This is a genomic window from Sphingopyxis sp. RIFCSPHIGHO2_12_FULL_65_19 (assembly GCF_001830555.1).
Taxonomy (GTDB): domain Bacteria; phylum Pseudomonadota; class Alphaproteobacteria; order Sphingomonadales; family Sphingomonadaceae; genus Sphingopyxis.
In genome coordinates, this window is sequence record NZ_MIAM01000004.1 from 1 (window position 1) to 15,339 (window position 15,339).

Annotated in this window: 12 protein-coding genes; 7 read left to right on the forward strand and 5 right to left on the reverse strand. The window is 66.6% G+C overall.

Annotated elements, in window-relative coordinates:
• The 7 genes from A3E77_RS00690 to A3E77_RS00720 form a co-directional block, all read left to right on the forward strand.
• A partial coding sequence (locus A3E77_RS00690; RefSeq protein WP_293642986.1) for a 2-oxoglutarate dehydrogenase E1 component occupies positions 1 to 2,391 on the forward strand: 2,391 nt, incomplete at its 5' end.
• 19 nt (positions 2,392 to 2,410) lie between these two features.
• Positions 2,411 to 3,643 carry a 2-oxoglutarate dehydrogenase complex dihydrolipoyllysine-residue succinyltransferase gene (odhB, locus tag A3E77_RS00695; RefSeq protein ID WP_293642987.1) on the forward strand — a complete coding sequence of 411 codons (1,233 nt, stop codon included), beginning with the start codon at positions 2,411 to 2,413 and terminating at the stop codon, positions 3,641 to 3,643.
• A 41-nt stretch (positions 3,644 to 3,684) separates the two neighbouring features.
• Complete coding sequence (lpdA, locus tag A3E77_RS00700) at positions 3,685 to 5,097, forward strand: dihydrolipoyl dehydrogenase (RefSeq protein WP_293642988.1); 1,413 nt, start codon at positions 3,685 to 3,687, stop codon at positions 5,095 to 5,097.
• A gap of 24 nt (positions 5,098 to 5,121) precedes the next feature.
• Positions 5,122 to 6,459: an amidohydrolase gene (locus A3E77_RS00705; protein WP_293642989.1), complete on the forward strand. Its 1,338-nt coding sequence runs from the start codon at positions 5,122 to 5,124 to the stop codon at positions 6,457 to 6,459.
• An 8-nt stretch (positions 6,460 to 6,467) separates the two neighbouring features.
• Positions 6,468 to 7,088, forward strand: coding sequence for a trimeric intracellular cation channel family protein (locus A3E77_RS00710; protein ID WP_458574393.1), 621 nt, complete (start codon positions 6,468 to 6,470; stop codon positions 7,086 to 7,088).
• Between the two features lie 36 nt (positions 7,089 to 7,124).
• Positions 7,125 to 8,453 carry an oxygenase MpaB family protein gene (locus tag A3E77_RS00715; RefSeq protein ID WP_293642990.1) on the forward strand — a complete coding sequence of 443 codons (1,329 nt, stop codon included), beginning with the start codon at positions 7,125 to 7,127 and terminating at the stop codon, positions 8,451 to 8,453.
• Positions 8,454 to 8,479: 26 nt separating this feature from the next.
• Positions 8,480 to 9,382, forward strand: a complete 903-nt coding sequence (locus tag A3E77_RS00720; protein ID WP_293642991.1) for an alpha/beta fold hydrolase — start codon at positions 8,480 to 8,482, stop codon at positions 9,380 to 9,382.
• 112 nt (positions 9,383 to 9,494) lie between these two features.
• On the opposite strand, the gene sppA is transcribed toward A3E77_RS00720, so the two are convergent.
• From sppA to A3E77_RS00745, 5 genes are all read right to left on the reverse strand, one after another.
• Positions 9,495 to 11,477 (reverse strand): signal peptide peptidase SppA, encoded by a 1,983-nt coding sequence (sppA, locus tag A3E77_RS00725; RefSeq protein ID WP_293642992.1) that lies wholly within the window; start codon positions 11,475 to 11,477, stop codon positions 9,495 to 9,497.
• Positions 11,478 to 11,555: 78 nt separating this feature from the next.
• Positions 11,556 to 12,452, reverse strand: a complete 897-nt coding sequence (locus tag A3E77_RS00730) for an NAD-dependent epimerase/dehydratase family protein (protein ID WP_293642993.1) — start codon at positions 12,450 to 12,452, stop codon at positions 11,556 to 11,558.
• Positions 12,453 to 12,469: 17 nt separating this feature from the next.
• Positions 12,470 to 13,573 (reverse strand): glutamate 5-kinase, encoded by a 1,104-nt coding sequence (proB, locus tag A3E77_RS00735; protein WP_293642994.1) that lies wholly within the window; start codon positions 13,571 to 13,573, stop codon positions 12,470 to 12,472.
• A 263-nt stretch (positions 13,574 to 13,836) separates the two neighbouring features.
• On the reverse strand, positions 13,837 to 14,628 hold the full coding sequence (locus tag A3E77_RS00740; RefSeq protein ID WP_293642995.1) for a MipA/OmpV family protein: 792 nt from the start codon (positions 14,626 to 14,628) through the stop codon (positions 13,837 to 13,839).
• A gap of 76 nt (positions 14,629 to 14,704) precedes the next feature.
• The coding region (locus tag A3E77_RS00745; RefSeq protein ID WP_293642996.1) for a GTPase at positions 14,705 to 15,339 on the reverse strand (635 nt) is incomplete at its 5' end.

The following is a 15,339-nucleotide window of genomic DNA, read 5'->3' on the forward strand; positions in this document are numbered from 1 at the left end:
AATGTCGGCCTGGAATATATGCACATCGCCGATCTGAAGGAACGCCAGTTCCTGCAAGAACGGATGGAAGGTGCCGACAAGATCATCGAATTTTCGGTCGAGGGCAAACGCGCCATCCTGAACAAGGTGATCGAGGCCGAGGAATGGGAAAAATTCCTCGCCAAGAAATATGTCGGGACCAAGCGCTTCGGTCTCGACGGCGGCGAGAGCATGATCCCCGCGATGGAAGCCATCATCAAATATGGCGGCCAATATGGCGTGCGCGAGATCGTCTATGGGATGGCGCACCGCGGGCGGCTCAACATGCTCGCGAACGTCATGGCGAAGCCCTACAAGATCATCTTCCACGAATTTGCCGGTGGCAGCGCGAACCCCGACGACATCGGCGGGTCGGGCGACGTCAAATATCACCTCGGCACCTCGACCGACCGCGAGTTTGGCGGCGCGTCGGTGCATATGTCGCTGGTCCCCAATCCGTCGCACCTCGAAGCGGTCGATCCGGTGGTGCTCGGCAAGGTCCGCGCGCAGCAGGTCGTGCGCGACGACCTGGAAAAGCATGAGCAGGTGTTGCCGGTGCTGATCCACGGCGACGCGGCATTTGCGGGGCAGGGGATCGTGTGGGAATGCCTCGGTTTCTCGGGCATTCGCGGTTACAATACCGGCGGCTGCATCCACTTCATCGTCAACAACCAGATCGGCTTCACGACCAGCCCGCAATTCGCGCGCTCGTCGCCCTATCCGTCCGACGTTGCAAAGGGCGTGATGGCGCCGATCCTGCACGTCAACGGCGACGATCCCGAAGCGGTGACCTTTGCGTGCAAGCTCGCGATCGATTTCCGCCAGCAGTTCAAACGCGACGTCGTGATCGACATGTGGTGCTATCGCCGCTTCGGCCATAACGAGGGCGACGAGCCGTCGTTCACCCAGCCTTTGATGTACGCCAGCATCCGCCAGCATCCGCCGGTGTCGCAGCTGTGCGCCGCGAAGCTGGAGGCCGAAGGCGTGATCGACGCCGGTTGGGCCGACGCGCGCCGCGCCGAATTCATCGCGCGGCTCGAAGGCGATTTCGACGCGGCGAAAAGCTACAAGCCGAACAAGGCCGACTGGTTCGCCGGGCGTTGGTCGGGGCTGCACGCCCCGGCCGACCCCGAAAATGCGCGCCGCAACATCGCCACGGGCGTGTCGGACAAATTGTTCGACGCGATCGGCCGCACGATGACGACGATCCCCGCCGACGTCGAGGTTCACAAGACGCTGCGCCGCGTCATCGACGCGCGCGGCGCGATGTTTGCCGACAAGAGCGACGGCGAAGTGTTCGACTGGGCCACCGCCGAAAGCCTCGCCTTCGGAACCTTGCTCAGCGAAGGCTATCAGGTTCGCCTGTCGGGCCAGGATTCGGGGCGCGGCACGTTCAGCCAGCGTCACGCCGTCTGGGTCGACCAAAAGACCGAGGCCAAATATGTCCCGCTGACCACCGTGCCGCACGGCCGGTTCGAGGTGCTCGACAGCCCGCTGTCCGAATATGGCGTGCTCGGTTTCGAATATGGCTATGCGATGGCCGATCCGAAAAGCCTGGTGCTGTGGGAAGCGCAATTCGGCGATTTTGCCAACGGCGCGCAGATCATGATCGACCAGTTCATCGCGTCGGGCGAGGCCAAGTGGCTGCGCGCCAACGGGCTGGTGATGCTGCTGCCGCACGGCTATGAAGGGCAGGGGCCGGAGCATAGCTCGGCGCGTCTCGAACGATTCCTGCAACTGTGCGCGGGCGACAATATCCAGGTGTGCAATATCTCGACCCCGTCGAACTATTTCCACGTCCTGCGCCGCCAGATGCTGCGCCCGTTCCGCAAGCCGCTGATCATCATGACGCCCAAGTCGCTGCTACGCCACAAGCTGGCGGTGTCGCAGCGCAGCGACTTCATCGGCGATGCGCATTTCCGGCGCATCATGTCGGACCGCACCCCGCCCGCCGACAAGGACATCAAGCGCGTCGTGCTCTGTTCGGGCAAGGTCGGCTACGACCTGATGGAAGCGCGCGATGCGGCAGGCCTGACCGATACGACGGTGATCCGTATCGAACAGCTTTACCCCTTCCCCGGCGAGCCGCTTGCGGTGCGCCTGAAGCGGATGCCGAAGCTCGAAGAGGTGGTCTGGGCGCAGGAAGAGCCGCGCAACAATGGCGCCTGGTTCTTCGTCAATGAGCTGATCGAAGATTCGCTGACCGAGGCCGGGCACAAGGGGATGCGCCCGCGTTATGCCGGCCGCGCCGCCGCGGCGTCGCCCGCGACCGGCCTGATGAGCCGCCACCAGACCGAACAGTCTGCGCTCGTTGCCGATGCGCTCGGCCTTTCGGTTCGCGCCGAAATCCGCCGCGCCAAGAACAAAGCTTAAGCCCTAAGGAACTGCACGCATGAGCACCGAAGTCAAAGTCCCCACGCTGGGCGAAAGCGTTACCGAAGCGACGATCGGCGAATGGCTGAAAAAGCCCGGCGAGGCCGTTGCGCTCGACGAACCCATTGCCAGCCTTGAGACCGACAAGGTCGCGGTCGAAGTGCCGTCGCCCGTCGCCGGGGTGATGGGCCAGCAGCTGGTCGCGGTCGGTGAAACGGTCAATGTCGGCGCGACGATCGCGACGGTCGAAGCGGGCGGTGCCGCCGCCGCTCCGGCGCCTGCGGCCGCCGCACCCGCCAAGGCCGAGGCCGCCGCTCCGGCCCCCGCCGCAACCGCGGCCCCGGCCGCCGACGGCGTCGACACCGTGACCACCATGTCGCCCGCCGTGCGCCGTCTCGTGCTAGAACATGGCGTCGACCCGACGAAGATCCAGGGCAGCGGCAAGGACGGCCGCCTGACCAAGGAAGATGTGCTCGCCGCCGCCAGCAATGCGCCGGCCGCCGCCCCGGCTCCGGCCGCCGCGCCCGCCCCGGCCGCCAGCGCCGCCCCCGGCCGCCGCGAGGAACGCGTCAAGATGACGCGGATGCGCCAGACGATCGCCAAGCGGTTGAAATCGGCGCAAGATACCGCCGCGATGCTGACGACGTTCAACGACGTCGACATGTCGGCGGTGATGGCGACGCGCGACAAATATCGCGAAAGCTTTGAAAAGAAGCATGGCGTCCGCCTTGGCTTCATGAGCTTTTTTACCAAGGCGGTGGCACTCGCCGCGCATGACATCCCCGCGGTCAACGCGCGGATCGACGGCGACGAAATCGTCTATCACGACTATCTCGACGTCTCGGTCGCGGTGAGCGCGCCGAACGGCCTGGTCGTGCCGGTGGTGCGCAACGCGGATAGCATGTCGTTTGCCGACATCGAAAAGGCGATCGCCGACCTTGGCAAACGGGCTAAGGACGGCACGCTGACGATGGACGACATGACCGGCGGCACCTTCACCATTTCCAATGGCGGCGTGTTCGGCGGCCTGATGTCAACCCCGATCATCAACCCGCCGCAGTCGGCGGTGCTCGGCCTCCACCGCATCGAGGATCGCCCCGTTGTCCGCAATGGCGAAATCGTGATCCGCCCGATGATGTATATCGCGATGAGCTATGACCATCGCCTGATCGACGGCCGCGAAGCGGTGACCTTCCTGAAGACGATCAAGGAAGCGATTGAGGATCCGACGCGGTTGCTGATCGACCTCTGATGATATTTCTCCCCGTCCCCTGAGGGGTAAAGGAACGATAAATGGCTGATTACGACTACGACGTCCTTGTCATCGGTTCGGGCCCCGGCGGCTATGTCGCGGCGATCCGCGCGGCGCAGCTCGGGCTGAAAACCGCGTGCGCCGAAGGGCGCGAAACGCTGGGCGGCACCTGCCTCAACGTCGGCTGCATCCCGTCGAAGGCGATGCTGCATGCGTCGGAATATTTCGATGCGGCGGCGAACGGCGCGATGGCAAAGATGGGGATCGACGTGACCCCCAAGCTGAACCTGCCCGCGATGCACGGCCAGCGCATCGACGCGGTCAAGGGCCTGACCGGCGGCATCGAATTCCTGTTCAAGAAGAACAAGGTCGACTGGCTGAAGGGCTATGCCCAGTTCACGTCGGCCGACACGGTCGAGGTCGCGGGCAAGGCCTATCGCGCGAAGAACATCATCATCGCGACGGGCTCGTCGGTCACGCCGCTTCCGGGTGTCGCGGTTGATAACGACAAGCAGATCATCGTCGATTCGACCGGCGCGCTCGAACTTGCCAAGGTGCCCGGCCATATGGTCGTGATCGGCGGCGGCGTGATCGGGCTCGAACTCGGCAGCGTGTGGCGCCGCCTGGGCGCCAAGGTGACCTGCGTCGAGTTCCTCGACCAGATCCTGCCCGGCATGGACGCCGATGTGCGCAAGGATGCGAACCGCATCTTCAAGAAGCAGGGCATCGAATTCAAGCTCAAGACCAAGGTCACCGGCGCGGCTGTCAAGGGCAAGAAGGCCGTCCTGACGCTCGAGCCCGCGGCGGGCGGCGAAGCGGAAACGCTGGAGGCCGATGTGGTGCTGGTGTCGATCGGGCGGCGCCCGAACACCGATGGCCTGGGGCTCGACAAGGCGGGCCTGACCGTCAACCAGCGCGGGCAGATCGAAACCGACCATGATTTCTCGACCCAGGTTCCCGGCATCTGGGCGATCGGCGACGTCATCCCCGGCCCGATGCTCGCGCACAAGGCCGAGGACGAAGGCATCGCCTGCGCCGAAAATATCGCCGGGCTGACCGGCATCGTGAACCATGATGTCATTCCGTCGGTCGTTTACACCATGCCCGAAATCGCCGGCGTCGGCCTGACCGAAGAGCAGGCCATCGAGAAGGCGGGTGGGGAAAAGGCCGCGATCAAGGTCGGCAAATTCCCGATGGCGGGGAACAGCCGCGCCAAAACGAACCATGAGCCCGACGGGTTCGTGAAGATCATCGCCGATGCCAAGACCGATCGCGTGCTCGGCGTGTGGTGCATCGCCAGCGTCGCGGGCACGATGATCGCGCAGGCGGCGCAAGCGATGGAATTTGGTGCGACGTCCGAAGACATCGCCTACACCTGTCACGCGCATCCGACGCACAGCGAAGCGGTGAAGGAAGCTGCGATGGCGGTGACGGGGAAGCCGATCCACATCTGATAGGCGACAAGGGGGAGAGAGAATATGGCGAAGCATGGGCTCTGGGCAGCGGCTTCGCTGGCTCTCTCCCTGACCGCGACCGGGGCGCAGGCGGCGCCCGACCTCAATGCCGCGAATGCCCGTCTGACCGCGCTGCTCGACAAAAATTATCCGGCGCTCGATGCGCTCTATCGCGACCTCCACCAGAATCCCGAGCTCGGTCTGCAAGAGGTCCGCACCGCGGCCATCCTGGCGCAGCATCTGCGCAAGGCGGGCTTCACCGTGACCGAAAAGGTCGGCGGGACGGGCGTCGTCGGGGTGCTCAAAAATGGCGAGGGGCCGACGATCCTGATCCGCGCCGACATGGACGCGCTGCCGATGGAAGAAAAGACGGGGCTCGCCTGGGCGAGCAGGGCGCGTGCGACCTATGAGGGCAAGGATGTGCCCGTGATGCACGCCTGCGGCCACGACACCCATGTCGCCTATCTGGTCGGCGTTGCGCAGGCGCTTTCCGCGATGCGCGACAGCTGGTCCGGCACGGTCGTGTTGATCGGCCAGCCTGCCGAGGAGATTTTGAAGGGCGCCAAGGCGATGCTCGACGACGGGCTGCTGACGCGCTTTCCCAAGCCCGACTATGGTTTTGCGGCGCATGTGCTGAACGGGCCAACGGGTACGGTCGGCATCAAGGCGGGGACGGCGTTTTCGGCCTCCGACAGCTATTCGATCATTTTCCACGGCCGCGGCGGGCACGGATCGATGCCGTCGGCTGCGCTCGACCCGATCCCGATCGCCGCGCGTTTCGTCACCGACGTCCAGACGGTGATCAGCCGCGAAAAGGACCCCAATGAATTTGGCGTGCTGACCATCGGCGCGATCAACGCCGGCAGCGCGCCCAACATCATCCCCGACAGCGCCGAGGTAAAGGTCAACATGCGGTCGCTGACCCCCGAAGTGCGCCAGTTGCTGCGGTCGGGTGCCGAACGGTCTGCGAAGGCGGCGGCGATGATGGGGAATGCGCCCGAACCGACGATCACCTATTTGTCCGGCACCGCCAGCCTCGTGAACGATGAATCGATGGCGGCGAACGGCTTTGCGACGCTGAAACCCGTGTTCGGCGATCGGCTGCTGTTTGCGCCCGCAAGCGCCGCGCCGGTATCCGCGAGCGAGGATTATTCCGAATTTGTCGATGCCGACATCCCGTCGCTCTATTTCGCGATCGGCGGTTATGACCCCGCGGTGCTGGCCGATTTGAAGGCGAAAGGCCAGCCGGTGCCGACCAATCACTCGCCCTTCTTCGCGCCGAAAGCCGAGCCGGTCATCCGGGGCGCGGTCGCCGCCATCGTCCTTTCGGTCATCGGCGGCGTGCGCCCCGACGCGAAATAGGTCCGACGTTGTTCGACATCGACAATGCGCTGATCGTCCGCCTGCTCGACCTGGTCGGCATCGGGGTTTTTGCGCTGTCGGGCGCGTTGATGGCGGTGCGGCTGCGCCAGACGCTCGTGACCGCGGCCTTTTTTGCGCTCGTGACGGGTGTGGGCGGCGGCAGCGTGCGCGACCTGCTGATCGGCGCGCCGGTGTTCTGGGTGCAGGACGGCGCCATCGCCGCGGTGTGCATCGCGATCGCTCTGGTCGTCTGGCTGACCCCCGAACGCTGGTGGGCGGGACAATTGCTCGAATGGGCCGACGCGGTGGGTCTCGCGGCCTACGCCGTGTTCGGCACGGCCAAGGCGCTGGCGTGGGGCGTGCCGCCGGTCCCCGCGCTGATGATGGGCGTCATCACCGGCTGCGTCGGCGGCACGATCCGCGATGTATTGGCCGGGGTGCCGTCGATTATCATGCGGCCGGAGGTCTATGTGACGGCAGCGGCGCTCGCTTCGGGGCTTTTCCTGCTGTTGCAATGGCTGGGGACGGGAACGCCCGTCGCCGCCGCGACGGGCGCACTGGCCGGTTTTATGCTGCGCGGCGCGGCGATCCGCTGGTCGCTCGCGCTCCCCACCTATCGCGGCCAATAGGCTTGCCAAATCGCGAAACTGTGGCAGGTTCGCCTTGTGAACAGTGATGTCAGCACCATCGCCCGCCGGGTGCGGGATCAGGCCGATGCCTTGCCCGACCTGTTCGGCCGGTTCGATTTCGACAAGGCGCCCGAACGCTGGGCCCCCGAAATCGACGCGGTGAGCGAACTGAGCCGCGTGCGCAGCATCGACCGCGCGACCTATCTGGACGATCCCGACCTGCTCGCGCGCATCCGCGAATATACGATGCTCGGCGACCGCACCGGGGACGCTTATGCCGCGCTGATGCCGCGCCTCGGTTTCCATCAGACGGTCGCGATGCTGGTCGAGGCGTGCGACAAGGGTATCGAGGCCGTTGCCGATGCGCCGCCCGAACTGGCCGCATTGATCGGGGAAATGGAACGGACGCCCGAATGGCTGGACATGGCATTGGTCGAGGAGGGCGCGGCTTATGAGCGCAACGCGACCGCGAACCTGTCACCCTTCCTGATCCGCGGCGCGTTCATCGCGACCTTTCTCAACAAATATTCGGCGCTGCCGATGGCGCTGACCGGCACATTGGGCCACGCGACCGCAGCGCGGCGGGTCAAGGAAACCGCGACCTTCTTTGCGACGACGGCATTGCCCGGCGCATTGGCGCGCTTCGGGGCCGGGTTCAAGGCGGCGGCGATGGTGCGGCTGATGCATTCGATGGTGCGCGTGAATGTGCTCTCCCGCCCCGGCATGTGGGACGCCGAGACCTATGGCATGCCGATCCCCCAGCTCGACCAGATGCCCGCCGGGCTGATCCCGGTTTATTTCCTGTCGCAGGAGGTGCTGGCGAAGGGGCGCACCAGCTTTACCCGGCTCGAACGCGCCCGCGTCGAGCTGGCGCGTTATCGCTGCTATCTTCTGGGGCTGCCCGAAGATTTGCTCGCCGACACGCCGCAGGAGATCGTCCGCATCTGGCGCACGCGCAGCGCGACGCTGCGCTACGAATATGACGACCAGGTTTGCGGCGGGCTGCTACGCGCGACGATGGACGCCGAATTGTCGAAGGACATGTCGCCCAAGGGACAGGTCAAGCGCCGCCTCGAACATTCGGTCAGCCGCGTCTTCTTTGTGAAGGCGTTTCTGGCCGGCGACGAGGAGCGGGCGGCGAGCGTGGGGGTGCCGGTGCGACGCCGCGACCACCTCATCTATGGCGCGACGATGCTGGGGATCGCGGGGCGTATGGCGGCCTACCGCGTCGCTTCGCGCCTTCCCGTGGTCCGCCATCTGGCCGATCGCCGTCTTGTCCGGCGGATCGAGCGCCAGCTCGACGGTTATGGCCGGGCCGAATTCACCTCTAACGCCGCGAATTACAAACCCGCCACGGCGAGTTGATCCGCGTTTCCAGCCAAGGGATTTCCATGCAGACACAGCAGGCGGCCGTGAACGGCATCACCATCACCTATGAAGACAAGGGACCGGCCAACGGGCCCGTGATCCTGCTGGTAATGGGGCTGGGCGGGCAGTTGACCCTGTGGCCCGACGAGTTTGTCGATGCGCTGAACGCGCACGGGTTTCGCACCATCCGCTATGACAATCGCGACGTCGGGCTGTCCACGCGTTTCGATGCGGCAGGGGTGCCGAACGTCAAATGGATGGTGGTCAAATCGATGATCGGGCTGCCGGTTCGTCCCGCCTACACGCTGGCCGACATGGCGGCCGACGGCATCGCGCTGCTCGATCATCTGGACATCACGCGCGTTCATGTCGTCGGGGTGTCGATGGGCGGGATGATTTCGCAGCATATCGCGGCGCGTTATTCCGAACGCGTGCTGTCGCTGACCTCGGTCATGTCGACCACCGGCAACCGCCGCTTGCCGCGCGCAAAGAAGGAAGCGATGCAGGTGCTCGCGAACCGGCCGATGAGCGGCGACAGGGAGGCGCTGATCGCCTATTCCGTGCGCGCCGCGCGCGTCATCGGCAGCCCCGGCTACCCCTCGGACGAGGATCGGTTGCAGCGCCGGGTGCGCGCCGATTTCGAGCGCGGCTGGTATCCGCAAGGCGTCGCGCGCCAGATGGCAGCGATCGTCGCCGACGGCGACCGGCGTCCGCTGCTAAAGGCGATCAAGGCGCCGACGCTGGTCGTCCACGGCGAGGATGATCCGCTGGTGCCGCTGCCGGGCGGGCGCGACACGGCGGACAATATCGCGGGTGCGCGGCTGCTCACGATCCCTGGTATGGGGCACGACCTGCCGCTCGCGCTGGTCGACACGCTGGCCGATGCGATTGCGGAGCATGCGAATGCGGTGGCGGTGACGGCTTAGGCGAAGTCTCGGTTTAGGGCGCGTGCCCCCGCGAAGGCGGGGGCCCATCATCCGTGGGCGCAATGTCGAACCGAAGGGAGATGGATCCCCGCCTTCGCGGAGATACACAGCCTTATTTCAACATTAGGACCAGCGCCCCGAAGAAACCCTTCGCCTCGGCCTGACCGGGCCGCGGGACGGCGGGAAGGTAGGCGCGGCAATCGAGGCACGAGGCCTGCACCGACCCCGCCTGCGTCAGCAACGTCAGGTCCTGCACCAGCCGCTGTTCGGTGAGGCGGCGGTTCATCGCCGCGATGCCGAACCAGCCGCGCGGCAGCGCCGCACTTTCCTTTTCGGCGCCCGACCAGTTGGCGAGCATTTTTGAAAATTCGCTCGGCTCGTCCTCGAAATATTTGGCGTGGAAATCGCCCTCGACCTTGGCGAGTTTCGCCGCCGCCGCGAGCGCGTCTGGAAGACCGCCGAACTGGTCAACGAGCCCGATCTGGCGCGCGGTCCCGCCCGCCCAGACGCGCCCTTCGGCGATCGGCAGGATCTTTTCGATCGGCTGCTTGCGGCTCTTGGCGACAAGGGCGGTGAAGCGGCCGTAGATATCCTCGACGCTGGCCTGCGCCAGCGCGTTGAACTCGTCATTCACGCCGCCGAATATGTCGGGCTGTCCCGACAAGGGCGTCGTCGCGATGCCGTCGGCGGTGACCCCGATCTTTGCCAGCGACTGGTCGAAGCTCGGCAATATGCCGAACACGCCGATCGACCCGGTGATCGTTTCGGGCTCGGCAAAGATGCGGTCGGCCGGCGTTGCGACCCAATAGCCGCCCGACGCCGCGACATTCGCCATCGACACGACGATTGGCAATTTCTTGGCCTTGGCGGCCAGCAGCGCCTGACGGATTTCTTCGGAAGCGAGCACCGACCCGCCGGGCGAATCGACGCGCAGGACGATGGCCTTCACGCTGCCGTCGGTGGCGGCGTCGAGAATATGCTGCGCGACGGTTTCGCCCCCGGCGATTCCGCTTGGAGCCTCGCCATCGACGATTTCGCCGACGACGGGAACGACCGCGATCGCGCTGCCCTTCAACGCGGGCGGGTTGGCCGCGACCCAGTTTTCGAGCGGGATGGCATTATATTCCCACGGCTTGCTGTCGTCGGCCACGCCGCTGATTTCGGCAACGCGGCGGCTGAACGCCATGCGGCTGCCCAGCTTGTCGACCAGACCGGCATCGACCGATGCCTTCGACAGATCATTGCCGGCCGCGCGCACGGCGCCCGCGGTATCGGCGATGAAGGCGTCGACCTTGGCCGCCGGGCGTGCCTTTTTGACGTCGCTCAGCCAGTTTTCCCAGAGCACGCTGGCATAGGCGAGGTCGGCCTCCTTTGCTTCGGGCGACTGGTCGGTGCGCAGAAAGGGTTCGACGGCACTTTTGAAGGTGCCGACGCGGTAGATGTGCGCGGTGACGCCAAGGCGGTCCATCAGCCCCTTGTAATAGAGGCGCGATCCGCCCGGCCCGGCGATGGCGACGCCGCCGATGCTGTCGGCCCAGATTTCGCTGGCATGCGATGCGACCTGATAGCTGTCGGTGGTGTAGGCGGTGGCAAAGGCGAGCACGGGCTTCTTTTTCGCGCGCACCTTGTCGACCGCCGCGCCGATTTCGGCGAGCGACACCTGCCCGCCGCCAAGGAAGCGGTCGAGGTCGAGCACGACCGAGGTCACGCGCTTGTCGTCGGCGGCCACCTCCAGCGCATGGACGACGTCGCGGACGCGAATTTCCTTAAGCTGAGCGCCGCCGGACAGGGCGGCGAACGGGTCAACCTCGGACGGCTGTTCGCTGACGATGCCGTCGAGTTCGATCAGCAATGCGCCCTCGCTGACCGGCAGCCCGGCATTGGGACGCCCCGCGAGCAGGCCGAACAGCACGACGAAGAACAGCAGCAGGAAGATCAGCGCGAGCGCGTCCTTGATCCCGACGAGCAGGTTCCAGACCTTGCGCGGAAAGCTGGTCGCCCGCTTGGGTTTCTCGTCGCCGGGAAGCGGGCGGCGGACGGGGATGGCCCAGGGGCCGGCGGGATCGTTGGGCGTGTTCGCTGTGGTGTCGGTCATGCGGGCAAACCTAGGGACGCGGCCCGCCCTTGGCAATGCACGCTTCGACGGGCGGGCGACACCGCCGCACCGGCGACGTCAGAGCCAGCCTTCGCGGCGATACCAGCGCACCGTTTCGGCGAGGGCGTCGTCGGTGCTCAGTTCGGGGCGCCACAGCGCGGCGGGCGGCGCTGCGCCTTCGGTCGCGACCCAGTCGGGATGCGCAATATAACGCGCGCGGTCGGGGGTCAGCTTGGCGCGGTTGCGGCGGACCAGCTTGTCGAGCCGCCCGCCGGCCTTGAGCAGCAGGGCAGGGGTTGCGATCGTCGACAGGCGGTGCCGCCCCACCGCGCGGGCGACCGCACGCGCGAAGCCGCGATGCGACCAGCCCGTGGGCTTTCCGTCGTCGGGTTCGTAAACCTGCCCGATGCTGGCGCCGCGGTCGGCGGCGAGCGTGACGAGCAGGCGGGCGAGTTCGTCGACATAGATCGCCGACATCCGCCCGCTCGGCACCAGCGCGATGCCGCGCTTTGCCATGCGGAACAGGTCGAGCATTTCGGCATCGCCGGGGCCGAACACTGCGGGCGGCCGCACGATCGTCCAGTCGAGGCCGCTGCGCTGGACAACGGCCTCGGCCCGTTCCTTCGACCAGCCATAGTTGGACAGCGCGGGTTCGCGCGCGGCGAGCGAGGACACATGGACGAAGCGGGTGACGCCTGCATCGCGCGCCGCATCGACGACATGCGCGGTGGCGGTGGCGTTGCCCGCCTCGAACGCGGCGCGGGTGGGCACGTTGACGACGCCCGCGATGTGCATGACCGCATCGCTTCCCGCCGCCATTTCGGCAAGGCTGGCGGTATCGTCGAGCGCGCCCGAGATCCAGGTCACCCCGTCGCGCGCAGCTTGCGGGCGGCGGGTGAGGGCGCGGACGTGCCAGCCCGCGGCGAGTGCATCGCGCATCGTCGCACCGCCAACAAAGCCGGTGGCGCCGGTCATCGCAAGAACCGGCGCGGTCAGAGGAGCACCATATGGTCGCGGTGCACCACCGCGCTGCGCGGCGCGTAGCCGAGCGCGGCCTCCTGCGCCTCGCGGCCGAGGCCGACGATATTCGCGGCATCGACGCCGGGATATTCGGACAGGCCGCGCGCAATGACGCGCCCGTCGGGGCCGATGATGTCGAGAATGTCGCCGCGCGCGAAGTTGCCGCTGACCGCGGTCACGCCGGCCGCGAGCAGACTCGCGCCGCCTTGCAATGCTTTTGCGGCGCCCGCGTCGATCTCGATCCGGCCCATGGCGGTCAGTCCGCCCGCAAGCCAGGCCTTGCGCGCGCTCGCGCCCTTTTCGGCGACGAACAGGCTGTGCCGTGCTTCGGTCGACAGCGGCCGGTCGATCCGGCCCGACGCGATCGCAAGATGCGCCCCCGCAGCATTGGCGATGCGCGCCGCCGCGATCTTCGACACCATGCCGCCCGATCCCATGCCCGAAGCGGATCCGGTGTCGGCCATGGCCTCGATGCCGGCGTCGATCCGCTCGATGCGCGCGATATGCACGGCACCCGCCTGCGCCGGATTGCGGTCGTAAAGACCGTCGATGTCCGACAGCAGGATGACGCCGCCCGCCGCGGCCGCCTGCGCCACGCGCGCGGCAAGGCGGTCGTTGTCGCCGAACCGGATTTCCTCGGTCGCGACGCTGTCATTTTCGTTGATGATCGGCACCACGCCAAGGCTGAGCAGCCGGTCGAGGGTCGCCGCGGCGTTGAGATAGCGGCGGCGATGTTCGAGGTCGCCCAGCGTCACCAGCATCTGCGCGGCGGTCAGCCCCTCGGCGCCGAGCACTTCCGCCCACACCTGGCTGAGCGCGATCTGTCCGGTTGCCGCGGCCGCCTGCGCATCTTCCAGCGTTCCGCGGCCCCCCTTGGCAAGCCCCAGCCGCCGCGCGCCCAGCGCGATGGCGCCCGACGAGACGACCGCGACCTGCTGGCCCGCGCGCCTCCGTTCGGCGATATCGGCGGCGATGCCCACCAGCCAGTCGCGCCGCACCGCGCCCGCCGGATCGACGAGCAGGGCCGATCCGATCTTGACGATCAACCGGGAGCAAGAGGCGGGCGCGAACAGCATGCCGCCGCCGATAGCGCGATGCGCGGGCGGCGCCAATGCGAATATCCGGGGCGGGCCGGTTCACGCGGTTTCCCGAATGTTGGCGTTGGGGTGGAGGGCGGCCATTTAGGAAGTACGTGACCATCCCCTCCCGCAAGCGGGAGGGGCAGCGAGACTTGCCAGCTTGCTGGCTAGTCGCAGCGGGGTGGGCCATCGCACCGTCAATGCCCACCCCCGACCCCTCCCGCAAGCGGGAGGGGAGAAGAAATGTCCGCTTCCGCTCGTTAGCGGCCACCGAATGTGTAGCTGAGCGCGATGCCGCCCGAGGGCTGGCTGCGCGATCCCAGCTCGCGCGTCACCGGCGAATCGGCGGCGTCGCCGACGAGCCGGTCGTAGCGGCCATAAACGGCGATGCCCCAGCGTTTGCCGAGCATCCGGTGGTAACCTGCGGTGACGCCGACCGACTGGATGCCGCCGCCGGGATCATAAGCGGCAAGGCCCGACGTCGCCGCGGCGGCCGGGGTCACGCCGAAATAGGCGCGATGGTATTTGGCATCGCCCAGCGTCACACGCGGGCCGATCGAGAAAAGCCAGTCGTCGCCCTGCCGTGCGACATAGTCGGCGGTCACCTCGCCAACCCAGCCCTTGTGGCCGCTGAGCGCCTTGCGGCCTTCGACGCGAAGGCGCAGTGCGGGGGTCAGGTGGACCTGTGTGAAGGCGCCGGCCTCGACCGAAAAGCCGACCTTGGGCAGGTCGGCGCCGATATCGGTGGCCTTGCGCTTGCCTATGAAGCCGACCGCGGGCCCGAACGCGAATTTGCCCGAGCGAATGAGCGGCGATCCCAGGCTTTCGTCGGGCGCCTCGAAGACAAATTCGTCGTCGCGGGTGCGCGAAAAATCGACATAGGGGCCGACGCTGAACTTGTCCGCACCGGGCCACGAGGGCGCCAGTTGCGGCCCCAGGATCAGGCGCGTCCGTTTTTCCCCGCCTTCGCCGGTTTCCTGTGCGTTCGCCGGAACAGCGAAAAGCGCGAGCATGGTGATAAGCAAGGCGGAGAATTTGCTGCGATGGGTCATGCGAAATCCTTGTTGTTCCGCATGAAATTCTCTGCGGTAGCGTTTCGTTCCTGCATCTGGTCGTGAACGAAGATTATTACAGTGGCGACCAGCCCGCTGTATCGTCGCTGTCGTCTTCGCCGGGTTCGGGATGTCCGATCGCTTCCAGCAATGTGTCGAGCACCTCGGGCACGCCCGCGCCGCTGGCGCCCGACAGCGCCATCACCTGATGACCGCTTTCGGCGGCCAGCTCGGCCGAGAGCGCGGCGATCAATTCGTCGTCAAGCGTATCGATCTTGTTCAATGCGACGATGACCGGCTTGTCGATCAGGTCGGCGCCATAGGCTTCCAGCTCGTCGCGGACGATGCGGTAGCTGGTCGCGACATCCTCGTCATTGGCGTCGACGAGGTGGAGCAGCACGCGGCAACGCTCGATATGACCGAGGAAGCGGTCGCCGACCCCGGCGCCGTCGGCAGCGCCTTCGATCAAGCCGGGAATATCGGCGACGACGAACTCATTGCCCTTGTGGCTGACGACGCCGAGCTGGGGGCGAAGCGTGGTGAAGGCATAGGCCCCGACCTTGGCCTGCGCATTGCTGACCGCGTTGATGAACGTCGACTTGCCCGCGTTGGGCAGGCCGACGAGGCCCGCGTCGGCCAGCAGCTTGAGCCGCAGCCACACCCATTTTTCCTCGCCCGGCCAGCCGGGGCCGTGCTGGCGCGGGGCGCGGT

What these genes read in the sequence shown, in the direction of transcription:
- odhB (WP_293642987.1), top strand. Translation starts at nt 2,411, where the DNA reads ATGAGCACCGAAGTCAAAGTCCCCACGCTGGGCGAAAGCGTTACCGAA.
- lpdA (WP_293642988.1), top strand. Translation starts at nt 3,685, where the DNA reads ATGGCTGATTACGACTACGACGTCCTTGTCATCGGTTCGGGCCCCGGC.
- A3E77_RS00705 (WP_293642989.1), top strand. Translation starts at nt 5,122, where the DNA reads ATGGCGAAGCATGGGCTCTGGGCAGCGGCTTCGCTGGCTCTCTCCCTG.
- A3E77_RS00720 (WP_293642991.1), top strand. Translation starts at nt 8,480, where the DNA reads ATGCAGACACAGCAGGCGGCCGTGAACGGCATCACCATCACCTATGAA.
- sppA (WP_293642992.1), bottom strand. Translation starts at nt 11,477, where the DNA reads ATGACCGACACCACAGCGAACACGCCCAACGATCCCGCCGGCCCCTGG.
- A3E77_RS00730 (WP_293642993.1), bottom strand. Translation starts at nt 12,452, where the DNA reads ATGACCGGCGCCACCGGCTTTGTTGGCGGTGCGACGATGCGCGATGCA.
- proB (WP_293642994.1), bottom strand. Translation starts at nt 13,573, where the DNA reads ATGCTGTTCGCGCCCGCCTCTTGCTCCCGGTTGATCGTCAAGATCGGA.
- A3E77_RS00740 (WP_293642995.1), bottom strand. Translation starts at nt 14,628, where the DNA reads ATGACCCATCGCAGCAAATTCTCCGCCTTGCTTATCACCATGCTCGCG.